This window comes from Candidatus Erwinia dacicola, from assembly GCF_001756855.1.
Taxonomy (GTDB): Bacteria; Pseudomonadota; Gammaproteobacteria; order Enterobacterales; family Enterobacteriaceae; genus Erwinia; species Erwinia dacicola.
Genome location: NZ_MAYS01000311.1, coordinates 1 through 1,660 on the forward strand (window position 1 = coordinate 1; position 1,660 = coordinate 1,660).

The window sequence follows — 1,660 nt, forward strand, 5'->3', positions numbered from 1 at the left end:
GACGGGGAAACTGCTGGGATAACGCCCCTATGGAGCGGTTCTTCCGGAGCCTGAAGACCGAATGGGTGCCGACGAAGGGCTATAACAGCTTCAGCGAAGCCCAGGGCGCGATAATCCGCTATATAACGGGATATTACAGCGCTATCAGGCCCCACTGGTATAACGGCGGTCTGACGCCCAACGAATCTGAGCGGCTGTACTACTTACAGTCTAATGCTGTGGCCAGTATTAGAGTCTTTGAAAGATAAGACCTTTCAATAACACGAAAGGCTAACTCATCAATATCTTTGCAACAGTGCCCGTTGTGCCGCCTCACTGGCGGCACGGGCATCCGCCGCCATGCGCTGCGCAATCAAAATCAAGATGGCGGTTTGTACCATGACGAACACAGCGTGCAACAGCACCATATTGGAAACCGGGGTGCGTAAAGCAGACGATGCCGTAAAGGTCATTTTCCTGCAAATAGTTGAACAGGGCGTGATGAACGGCGGCGGTGGCGGCACCCATCGATAACGGGCGGTAGTCGCGGTAGGCCAGCAGCGCCGACAGCAGCACAAAAATAGAGAAGTGATACTCTACCTCACCTTCTCCAAGCTGGATCATTAGCGCTGAAAAGGCTATCAGGGTAAAAGCAAATCACAGGCGGGTGGCTAAGCTTCCCGGCAGCAGCGCGCGCAGCAGACAATCAGCGCCAGCATCAGCGAATCCATCACACAGGCGATAGTGAACATCACCCACACCAGAAACAACATCAGCAAATCAGCCTAGTGCCAGATTTTCTCCAGCGAGATAACCTCTACAGCCTTACCATTGCCTTGCTGAAACGTTGTAGCGTCCATAGGTGCCCCAAAAAGAGAGATGATTGAACAGATCATCAGCACGCGCTGGATAAACTTGACATCCTCCCTGCCCTAAAGAACGGGGATTTCTACAGCGTTCAGACCGAAGCCTGAATCACCTCAGCGGGTTCCTGCTTCAACGGGCGGTCTGACTGCACCATCCCTCCATAGGCAAGCACGGCATGACCTGCCGCTAAAATGTTACGAGCACCGTTAATATCGGCGTTCTCGGTATATCCGCATTCAAGGCACTGAATTTAACTTTGCGGCTTAACTGGCGCTGAAGCATTGCCAACTTGCGCTGGTTTGCTTTAAAGCTGTTGACTGGATGGTATACCGTGCCATCAGAAAGCGTTGCTAATTTTGTGACTCCGGCATCCAGACCAACCATCGACTCAGCATTGTGAACGGGATCAGCTACTTCAGTATTCAGTCTGGATACTGACGTACCATTTGCTGCATGACTGGCTGACCGTGACGTTTTTCACTTCGCCGATGACTTCACGGCTATTGCGATAGCGTACCCATCCCAACTTTGGAAGCGATATACGATTGTTGGTCTGATCGAGCTTCACGCCTTGCGGGTAGCGGAATGCATCGTTTTGGCCGCGTTTCTTGAAACGCGGGAATGAAGCACGCTTCTGGAAGAAATTTTTGTAGCCGCGCTCCAGATCTTTCAGTGACTGCTGCAACGGCTGTGATGGCGCGTCTTTTAGACATTGGGTATTAGGGGCTGATTTCCACTCAATGAGCCATGAAGCCATTTTTGTGTAATGGAATATACTTATTTCCAGCCTCATGATTCTCATTCTGAAGCGCTA

The 1,660-nt window shown here is 51.3% G+C and carries 2 protein-coding genes and 1 pseudogene; 1 reads left to right on the forward strand and 2 read right to left on the reverse strand.

The features are described 5' to 3' along the window. A partial coding sequence (locus BBW68_RS09220; protein WP_070135132.1) for an integrase core domain-containing protein occupies positions 1-248 on the forward strand: 248 nt, incomplete at its 5' end. A gap of 64 nt (positions 249-312) precedes the next feature. Here BBW68_RS09220 and BBW68_RS09225 read toward each other — a convergent pair. After that, complete coding sequence (locus BBW68_RS09225) at positions 313-603, reverse strand: hypothetical protein (RefSeq protein ID WP_070135133.1); 291 nt, start codon at positions 601-603, stop codon at positions 313-315. Between the two features lie 334 nt (positions 604-937). Further along, a pseudogene (locus BBW68_RS09230) lies at positions 938-1,660 on the reverse strand (transposase); the annotation flags it as partial.

What these genes read in the sequence shown, in the direction of transcription:
- BBW68_RS09225 (WP_070135133.1), bottom strand. Translation starts at nt 603, where the DNA reads ATGATCCAGCTTGGAGAAGGTGAGGTAGAGTATCACTTCTCTATTTTT.